The organism is Pseudomonas sp. GM84, assembly GCF_000282535.1.
GTDB lineage: Bacteria > Pseudomonadota > Gammaproteobacteria > Pseudomonadales > Pseudomonadaceae > Aquipseudomonas.
This window is the reverse complement of record NZ_AKJC01000352.1, coordinates 1-9,478: the sequence shown is the minus strand read 5'-3', so window position 1 is coordinate 9,478 and position 9,478 is coordinate 1. Positions and strand designations below refer to the sequence as shown.

Annotated in this window: 8 protein-coding genes; 6 read left to right on the top strand and 2 right to left on the bottom strand. The window is 66.8% G+C overall.

Going from position 1 to position 9,478, the window contains the following annotated elements; genetic code table 11:
* Positions 1-72: 72 nt before the first annotated feature.
* Positions 73-612: a molybdenum cofactor biosynthesis protein B gene (moaB, locus tag PMI38_RS25245; protein ID WP_008100649.1), complete on the bottom strand. Its 540-nt coding sequence runs from the start codon at positions 610-612 to the stop codon at positions 73-75.
* Between the two features lie 139 nt (positions 613-751).
* On the opposite strand from moaB, the gene PMI38_RS25240 reads away from it, so the two are divergent.
* Complete coding sequence (locus PMI38_RS25240; RefSeq protein WP_008100647.1) at positions 752-1,639, top strand: LysR family transcriptional regulator; 888 nt, start codon at positions 752-754, stop codon at positions 1,637-1,639.
* Here PMI38_RS25240 and PMI38_RS25235 read toward each other — a convergent pair.
* Positions 1,627-2,409 carry an AraC family transcriptional regulator gene (locus PMI38_RS25235; RefSeq protein WP_008100645.1) on the bottom strand — a complete coding sequence of 261 codons (783 nt, stop codon included), beginning with the start codon at positions 2,407-2,409 and terminating at the stop codon, positions 1,627-1,629. The genes PMI38_RS25240 and PMI38_RS25235 overlap by 13 nt on opposite strands.
* A gap of 379 nt (positions 2,410-2,788) precedes the next feature.
* Here PMI38_RS25235 and PMI38_RS25230 point away from each other — a divergent pair, with 379 nt between their 5' ends.
* The 5 genes from PMI38_RS25230 to PMI38_RS25210 all read left to right on the top strand — a co-directional run bounded on the left by PMI38_RS25230 (position 2,789) and on the right by PMI38_RS25210 (position 9,411).
* Positions 2,789-4,405 carry an APC family permease gene (locus PMI38_RS25230; RefSeq protein ID WP_008100643.1) on the top strand — a complete coding sequence of 539 codons (1,617 nt, stop codon included), beginning with the start codon at positions 2,789-2,791 and terminating at the stop codon, positions 4,403-4,405.
* A 114-nt stretch (positions 4,406-4,519) separates the two neighbouring features.
* The gene (locus PMI38_RS25225; RefSeq protein WP_008100641.1) at positions 4,520-5,446 is read left to right on the top strand and encodes a 4-hydroxyproline epimerase; all 927 of its coding nucleotides are present in this window, start codon (positions 4,520-4,522) and stop codon (positions 5,444-5,446) included.
* 55 nt (positions 5,447-5,501) lie between these two features.
* Entirely contained in the window at positions 5,502-6,449 is a 948-nt protein-coding gene (locus PMI38_RS25220) for a dihydrodipicolinate synthase family protein (protein WP_008100639.1), read from the top strand.
* Between the two features lie 130 nt (positions 6,450-6,579).
* Positions 6,580-8,157, top strand: a complete 1,578-nt coding sequence (locus PMI38_RS25215) for an aldehyde dehydrogenase (NADP(+)) (RefSeq protein ID WP_008100637.1) — start codon at positions 6,580-6,582, stop codon at positions 8,155-8,157.
* Positions 8,158-8,160: 3 nt separating this feature from the next.
* Entirely contained in the window at positions 8,161-9,411 is a 1,251-nt protein-coding gene (locus PMI38_RS25210) for an NAD(P)/FAD-dependent oxidoreductase (protein WP_008100633.1), read from the top strand.
* Positions 9,412-9,478: the final 67 nt, after the last annotated feature.

The following is a 9,478-nucleotide window of genomic DNA, read 5'->3' as shown; positions in this document are numbered from 1 at the left end:
AAGCCGGCTCCCACAGGGAGGATTTGCGCCCTACCTGTGGGAGCCGGCTTGCCGGCGATGGGGCCAGTGCGGTCAGCCCCGACTCTCGCAGGCTTGAACAGGCTTCAGATGCTTCACAAAATTGCAGGGCATATGCCGCGCATCCAGCTGCTCGACCAGAATCCCCTCCCAGGCCGTCCGGCAAGCTCCGGTCGAGCCTGGCAGGCAGCACACCAGGGTGCGATTGGCCATGCCCGCCAGTGCGCGGCTTTGCACGGTCGAGGAGCCGATATCGAGAATCGACAGCGCACGGAACAGCTCGCCAAAGCCATCGATAGACCGGTCGAACAGGCACTGCACGGCTTCCGGCGTGCTGTCTCGCCCGGTAAAGCCGGTGCCGCCGGTGATCAGCACCACCTGCACCTGGTCATCTGCAATCCAGGTGGCGACCTGGGCGCGTATCTTGTACAGATCGTCCTTGAGCAGCACCCGCGCCACCAGGCGATGGCCGATCTGCACCGAACGACTGGCCAGCAGTTCGCCGGAGGTGTCGTTGTCGAAGGTTCGGGTATCGCTGACAGTCAGCACGGCGATGTTGAGCGGTACGAAGACCGCGTCGGGTTTGACGCGCACGGCAGGGCTCCTTGAATGGGCTGTGCCGCCACGCTAGAGCCGCAGCGCCGAGGCGTCCAATCGATATGGCGAACCAGCCGATCAATGACATCTATCGCAGACTTGGTTAAGGTCTGCCCAACCAACCCCAGGCCCCCCCATGGACATCAAGCAGCTCAAGTTCCTCATCGCCCTCGACCAGACCCGCCACTTCGGCCAGGCCGCGGCGCTGTGCCACATCACCCAGCCGACCCTGTCCATGCGCCTGCGCAACCTGGAAGACGAGCTGGACCTGATGCTGGTCAAGCGCGGCCAGCGCTTCGAAGGCTTCACCGAAGCCGGCGAGCGCATCCTGGCCTGGGCCCGCACCCTGCTCGCCGCCCATGACGGCCTGCAGGCCGAGGCCGCCAGCTGCCGTGGCCAGGTGGTCGGCAGCCTGCGCCTGGGTAGCGTGCCCCTGGCCAGCTTCAACACCATGAGCCTGCTGATGCCGCTGCGCGAGAAATACCCCGAGCTGCAGTACCAGCTCAGCACGCACAGCACCGAACAGATCATGGATGGCCTGAGCCGCAACCAGCTCGACCTGGGGATCTGCTACCTGGACCAGGTCAACGCCAGTTTCTTCGAAGTGATCGAGCTGGGCACCACCACCATGGGCCTGTTGCACGATACCCGGCACTTCCAGCTCGATACGCCGCAACTGCAATGGAGCGAACTGGCAGACCTGCCGCTGGGCCTGCTCAGCAAGGGCATGCACTACCGCCAGTCGCTGGACCTGAGCTTGCGCAGCCGTGGCCTGGAGCCCATGGCCGTATTGGAAAGCGACTCCAGCTTCCAGCTGATCCAGGCCATCACCGCCGGCGTGTGCTGCGCGGTGATGCCGCTGAACTTCGGCCTGGAAGACTTGAGCGAACACCTGCGCATCATCCCCATCGCCGACGCCAGCATCCACAGCCCGGTCGGCCTGCTGCTGCGCCGCAGCGAGCCGCGCTCGGCGATTGCCGAGCAGTGCTTCACCGAGGCGCGCGCCCTCTTTCAAACCTCCTGAAGCGCCGTCGCCTGGCGGTACTGGCGGGGGGTAAAGCCCGTCAGTTGCTTGAACTGCCGACTGAACGCGCTGTGGTCGGTGTAGCCGCATTGCAGGGCCACCTCGGTGATCGGCAGGTCGCTGTGCAGCAGGCGATGGGCCTGCTCCAGGCGGGCCTTGTGGATCATCTGCCGCGGCGTGAGGTGGAATACCCGCTTGCAGTAGCGCTCCAGCTGCGCCACGGAAATCCCGGCGATGCGGGTCAGTTCGCCCATGCTGATCGGCTGGTGGAAATGCTGGCGGATGTGCTCGTCCACGGCCGCCAGGCGCTGGTAGGCGGGATGGGTGTCGGCGGCTGACTGCAGGTCGACGGAGATGCCCACCAGGCCGATGATCGCGCCTGCGGGATTGTACAGCGGGCGCTTGTGGGTCAGGCACCAGCCGGGCTCGCGGCTGCCGTACAGGTGCAGTTCCAGCTGGTCCTCCAGCACCATGCCCTGTTGCAACACTCGGCGGTCCTGCTCGGTGTAGCCGGGGCCCAGTTGCGCCGGGAAGACCTCGGCGCTGGTCTTGCCCAGCAACGGCTGCAGACGCTTGAGGCCGCAGCGCTGGACCAGCGTGGTGTTGGCCAGCACGTAGCGGGCGTCGGGGTCCTTGATGAAGATCGCGGCGTTGGGGATGGCGTCGAGGATCGGCAGCAGCAGGGAGACACTGGCGAGCAGGGCCTCGAGGGTGGCGGGGCGGTGCTGTTCGAGTGACTGGTACAGGGATGCCAGGAGCGCTTGTGTCATATCGATTCTCGAAGGTGAGGCTACTGGCCACTTCGCGGGACAAGCCCGCTCCCACAGATCCCCCACTGTCTTCAGGCACGGTGTGATACCTGTGGGAGCGGGCTTGTCCCGCGAAAGGGCCGGCAGCTTCACCACACCTTTACAGCCCTTATCTACTGTGTCCTCCAGCCTATCCATCGAGCCCAACCGGGCGCCAGCCTTTTCTGCAACTGTGCCGATTTCGTCATCCCGCTTGCAGAAAACCATCAAGAACCACCACCCCCGCCCGGTCCACTCTATGCCCCACGCAAGCCGCCCCATACCAACAAGAGTGCGGCCGTAAAAGCCGTATCACGTGACATCAGACCTGCCTATCCAAAACCTACAAAAAGGCGCACCCATGTCAGGCAAATTCAAGAAACAGCTGTCATTGCTCGACCTCACCTTCATCGGCCTCGGCGCCATCTTCGGCTCCGGCTGGCTGTTCGCCGCCAGCCACGTGTCGGCCATCGCCGGCCCGGCCGGTATCCTCTCCTGGTTCCTCGGCGGTTTCGCCGTGTTGCTGCTGGGCATCGTCTACTGCGAGCTCGGCGCCGCCCTGCCGCGCGCCGGCGGTGTGGTGCGCTACCCGGTGTACTCGCACGGCCCGCTGCTCGGCTACCTGATGGGCTTCATCACGCTGATCGCCTTTTCCAGCCTGATCGCCATCGAAGTGGTCGCTTCCCGCCAGTACGCCGCCGCCTGGTTTCCCGGGCTGACCAAGGCCGGCTCCAGCGACCCCACCGTGCTCGGCTGGCTGGTGCAGTTCGCCTTGCTGGGGCTGTTCTTCTTGCTCAACTACCGCAGCGTGAAGACCTTCGCCAAGGCCAACAACCTGGTCAGCGTGTTCAAGTTCATCGTGCCGTTGCTGGTGATCGGCGTGCTGTTCACCTTCTTCAAGCCTGAGAACTTCGAGGTCCAAGGGTTTGCCCCGTTCGGCCTGTCCGGCGTGGAAATGGCGGTGTCGGCCGGCGGCATCATCTTCGCCTACCTAGGCCTGACGCCGATCATCTCGGTGGCCAGCGAAGTGAAGAACCCGCAGCGCACCATCCCGATCGCGCTGATCCTCTCGGTGCTGCTGTCCACCGCGATCTATGCCCTGCTGCAACTGGCCTTCCTCGGCAGCATCCCCACCGAAATGCTCGCCAACGGCTGGGCCGGCGTGACCAAGGAACTGGCCCTGCCCTACCGGGACATCGCCCTGGCCCTGGGCGTCGGCTGGCTGGCCTACCTGGTGGTGGCCGATGCGGTGATCTCGCCCAGCGGCTGCGGCAACATCTACATGAACGCCACCCCGCGCGTGGTCTATGGCTGGGCGCAGACCGGTACCTTCTTCAAGTACTTCACCCGTATCGACGAGCAGTCCGGCATCCCGCGCCCTGCCCTGTGGCTGACCTTCGGCCTGTCGGTGTTCTGGACCCTGCCGTTCCCGTCCTGGGAAGCGCTGATCAACGTGGTTTCCGCCGCCCTGGTGCTGAGCTACGCCGTGGCCCCGGTCACCGTCGCCGCCCTGCGCCGCAATGCACCGGACATGCCGCGCCCGTTCCGGGTCATGGGCATGGGCGTGCTCGGCCCGCTGTCGTTCATCATCGCCGCGCTGATCGTCTACTGGTCTGGCTGGAAGACCGTGTCGTGGCTGCTGGCCCTGCAGATCGTGATGTTCGTGCTGTACCTGCTGTGTGCCCGCTTCGTACCTACCCAGCACCTGTCGCTGGCCCAGCAAGTGCGCTCGTCGGCCTGGCTGATCGGGTTCTACGCGGTGACCATCCTGCTGTCCTGGCTGGGTAGCTTCGGCGGCCTGGGCGTGCTCGCTCACCCGTTCGACACCCTTGCCGTGGCCGCCTGTGCACTGGGCATCTACTACTGGGGCGCGGCTACCGGGGTGCCGGCTCACCTGGTGCGCCTGGAGGGTGAGGATGAAAGCGAAAGCAGCCACGAGGTGCAGGTAGGCAAGCGCCCGGCGGCACTGGCTTCTTGAAGGCTGCTGGCCCTATCGCCGGCAAGCCGACTCCCACAATGCCTGCGCTGTACCTGTGGGAGCCGGCTTGCCGGCGATGAGGCCCGCAAGCGCACCACACATTCGGAGATGTCCATGAAACACGTTCACGTCATCGACTCCCACACCGGCGGCGAACCCACCCGCCTGGTGATGAAGGGCTTCCCCACCCTCAATGGCCGCAGCATGGCCGAACAGCGCGACGAACTGCGCGAGCTGCACGACGACTGGCGCCGTGCCTGCCTGCTGGAGCCACGCGGCAACGACGTGCTGGTCGGCGCGCTGTACTGCCCACCGGTGTCGGCCGACGCCACCTGCGGGGTGATCTTCTTCAACAACACCGGCTACCTGAACATGTGCGGCCACGGCACCATCGGCCTGGTCGCCTCGCTGCAGCACCTGGGCCTGATCGAGCCCGGCGTGCACAAGATCGACACCCCGGTCGGCCAGGTCAGCGCCACCCTGCATGAAGACGGTGCAGTTACCGTCGGCAACGTACCGGCCTACCGCTACCGCCAGCAGGTGCCGGTGGACGTTCCCGGCCACGGCGTGGTGCACGGCGACATCGCCTGGGGTGGCAACTGGTTCTTCCTGGTGTCCGAGCATGGCCAGCGCATCGCGCTGGACAACCGCGAAGCCCTCACCGAGTACACCTGGGCCATGCTCAAGGCCCTCGAAGCCCAGGGCATCACCGGCGAGCACGGCGCCCTCATCGACCATGTCGAGCTGTTCGCCGATGACGCCAACGCCGACAGCCGCAATTTCGTCATGTGCCCCGGCAAGGCCTACGACCGCTCCCCCTGCGGCACCGGCACCAGCGCCAAGCTGGCGTGCCTGGCCGCCGACGGCAAGCTCGCCGAGGGCCAGACCTGGGTCCAGGCCAGCATCACCGGCAGTCAGTTCCACGGCCGCTACCAGCGCGAGGGCGAGCGCATTCGCCCGTTCATTACCGGCCGCGCCTACATGACCGCCGACAGCACCCTGCTGATCGACGAACAGGATCCGTTTGCCTGGGGCATCTGACGCCCCTGGCCTTTTTCTTCGCAACCCCGACTGAATACTGCAAGGAGTGACACCCATGAGCGACAACATCTTCACCGGCTGCATGCCCGCCCTGATGACCCCGTGCACCGCCGCGCGCAAACCGGACTTCGACGCCCTGGTGCGCAAGGGCCTCGAGCTGATCGAAGCCGGCATGAGCGCGGTGGTGTACTGCGGCTCGATGGGCGACTGGCCGCTGCTGACCGAGGCCGAGCGCCAGGAAGGCGTGGCGCGCCTGGTGGCCGCCGGCATCCCGACCATCGTCGGCACCGGCGCGGTAAACACCCGCGAGGCCGTGGCCCATGCGGCCCACGCCGCCAAGGTCGGCGCCGCCGGCCTGATGGTCATCCCCCGTGTGCTGTCGCGCGGTGCCTCGCTGATCGCCCAGAAGCACCACTTCGCGGCGATCCTCGCGGCCGCGCCGAAGCTGCCGGCGGTGATCTACAACAGCCCCTACTACGGCTTCGCCACCCGCGCCGACCTGTTCTTCGAACTGCGCCGCGAATACCCGAACCTGATCGGTTTCAAGGAATTCGGTGGCGGCGCCGACCTGCGTTACGCCGCCGAGCACATCACCTCCAAGGATGACGATGTGACCTTGATGGTCGGCGTCGACACCCAGGTGGTGCATGGCTTCGTCAACTGCAACGCCACCGGCGCCATCACCGGCATCGGCAACGCCCTGCCGCGTGAAGTGCTGCAACTGGTGAGCCTGAGCAAGCAGGCTGCCAAGGGCGATGCCCGGGCCCGCCGTCTGGCGCGTGAGCTGGAGTCGGCGCTGGCGGTGCTGTCGTCGTTCGATGAAGGCTGCGACCTGGTGCTGTACTACAAGCACCTGATGGTGCTCAACGGCGACACCGAGTACAGCCTGCACTTCAATGAAACCGACGTGCTCACCGACGCCCAGCGCAACTACGCCGAGCAGCAGTACACGCTGTTCCGCAGCTGGTACGCCAACTGGTCGGCCGAGCAGAACCTGGCCTGACCTGCCCCCTGTGGGAGCGGGCTCGCCCCGCGAACACCGGCGAAGCCGGTGCCAGACACCGCGGCGTCTGCTTCGCGGGGCAAGCCCGCTCCCACACTCCAATCCTGAACTTGATTTCGAAGGAGGCTCCATGCCCCTGACAGGCAACCTGCTGATCGGCCAGCGCGCCGTGACCGGCAGCCAAGCAGCCATCCGCGCCATCGACCCGGCCACCAACCAGTCGCTGGAACCCGCTTACGCCGGGGGCACCGGCGAGCACGTTGCCCAGGCCTGCGCCCTGGCCTGGGCGGCGTTCGACCGCTACCGCGAGACTTCACTCGAGCAACGTGCAGCGTTTCTCGACACCATCGCCGAACAGATCGAAGCGCTGGGCGACGCCCTGATCGACCGCGCCGTGGCCGAAAGCGGCCTGCCCAAGGCACGTATCCAGGGCGAGCGTGGCCGCACCTGCACGCAACTGCGCACCTTCGCCCGCGTGGTGCGCGACGGCGAATGGCTGGATGTACGGGTCGACAACCGGCTCCCCGAGCGCCAGCCCCTGCCCCGTGCCGACCTGCGCCAACGCCAGGTGGCCCTGGGCCCGGTCGCCGTCTTCGGCGCCAGCAACTTCCCCCTGGCCTTCTCGGTCGCCGGGGGCGACACCGCCTCGGCCCTGGCGGCCGGTTGCCCGGTGGTGGTGAAAGCCCACGGTGCCCACCCCGGCACCAGCGAACTGGTCGGCCAGGCCGTGGCACGCGCCGTGCAACTGTGCGGGCTGCCCGAGGGCGTGTTCTCGCTGCTGTATGGCGCGGGCCGTGAAGTCGGCATTGCCCTGGTCAGCGACCCGCGCATCAAGGCCGTCGGTTTCACCGGGTCGCGCAGCGGCGGCATCGCCCTGTGCCAGGCCGCCCAGGCGCGCCCGGAACCGATCCCGGTGTATGCGGAAATGAGTTCGATCAACCCGGTGTTCCTCTTCGATGCGGCCCTGCAGGCCCGGGCCGAGTCACTGGCCCAAGGCTTCGTCGCTTCGCTGACCCAGGGCGCCGGCCAGTTCTGCACCAACCCCGGCCTGGTCATCGCCCGCCAGGGGCCGGCGTTGCAGCGCTTCATTGCCGCCGCCAGCGAGCAAGTGCGCCAGGCCGCTGCGCAGACCATGCTCACCCCTGGCATCCACAGCGCCTATGCAGCCGGTATCGCTGCCTTGGCCGACAACGCCAATGCCCAGGTCGCCGCCAGCGGCCAGCCGCCGCAAGGCCCCAACCAGTGCCAGGCGCAGCTGTTCGTTACCCAGGCATATGCATTCCTCACCGACCCGGCGCTGCAGGCCGAAGTGTTCGGCGCCGCCTCGCTGGTGGTCGCCTGTGAAAACGACGCGCAAGTGCGCCAGGTTGCCGAGCACGTGGAAGGCCAGCTGACCGCCACCCTGCACCTGGACGACGGCGACCTGGACAGCGCCCGCGCCCTGCTGCCGACCCTGGAACGCAAAGCCGGACGCATGCTGGTCAACGGTTGGCCAACGGGGGTGGAAGTGTGCGATGCCATGGTCCACGGCGGGCCGTTCCCGGCCACCTCCGATGCCCGCAGCACCTCGGTGGGCACGGCGGCGATCCTGCGCTTCCTGCGCCCGGTGTGCTACCAGGACTTCCCGGATGCCCTGCTACCGCAGGCGTTGAAGCACGGCAACCCGCTGCAGCTGCGGCGCTTGCTCGACGGCAAGCGGGAACGCTGAATCATGCTCGATGCCTCCCCTGAAACCGATATCGCCGTGGTCGGCGCCGGCATCGTCGGCGTCGCCTGTGCTCTGCAACTGGCCCGCCAGGGCCGTCGGGTGCTGCTGATCGATCGCCAGGCGCCGGGCCACGGCGCGTCCTACGGCAATGCCGGGCACCTGGCCACCGAGCAGGTATTCCCCATCGCCGACCTGTCGATCCTCAAGCGCCTGCCACGCATGCTGCTGGACCCGATGGGCCCGCTGCGGCTGGACTGGAAGTACCTGCCAAAAGCGCTGCCCTGGTTCACCCGCCTGCTGCTCAATCTGCGCCCGGCCCCGTTCCAGCGCAGCGTGTCGGGAATTCGCGCGTTGAACGAGGGCAGCCTCGGGGCCTGGCAACGTTTGCTGGGCTCGATCGGGCGTAGCGACCTGTTCAAGGAGGATGGTTCGCTGCTGGTGTTCGAACGGCCCGAGTCGCGCCAGGCGCTGGAAGCCTTGCGCACACGTATGCAGCAACAGGATGTGGCAGTGGACATGTGGTCGGCCGGCACCGTGCACGAAGCCGCGCCGCAGCTTGACCCTTCGCTGCTCGGCGGGCTGTTCTTCCCACGTACCGGGCACTTTCTGGACCCCTATCGGGTGGTTTGCGAACTGTTCGAGGCGGCCAAGGCCAGTGGCGTGCGTTTCGTCCAGGGGCAGGTCAACGGCGGGCACCTGGACGGTCAGGGCGTCAAGCTGGCCAGTGACCGGGGCAGCTTCAGTGCGCGCCAGGTGCTGATCAGCTGCGGCGCCCATTCTGCGCAGCTGACGGCCACGCTGACGGGCAAGCGCGTGCCCCTGGACACCGAGCGCGGCTATCACCTGATGTTGCCTGGCGAGCACCAGCGCCTGCCGTTTGCGGTGACCTCGCTGGAGCGCAAGTTCATCATGACGCCGATGGCTGACGGCCTGCGCCTGGCCGGCACGGTGGAATTCGCGGGGTTGGATGCGCCGCCGAGCATGCAGCGGGCGTGGCAGTTGCACCGGCTGAGCAAGGGGTTGTTCAAGCGGGATCTGGAGATCGAGGGGGCGACGCCGTGGATGGGGTTCAGGCCTTCGCTGCCGGATTCGTTGCCGGTGATCGACCGGGTGTGCGATGGGCGGGTGTTGCTTGCGTTTGGGCATCAGCACCTGGGGTTGACCCAGGCGGCGGTGACGGCGGATTGGATGGGGCGGTTGGCTGAGCGGGAGGCAGGCGCTGATCTTGGGGCTTATCGGCTGGATCGGTTTTGATGTTGCATGCGGTCTAGGTGTTCGCCTTTATTTTTATATTGGGGCACAGATCGAGCGCCGCCCGCGC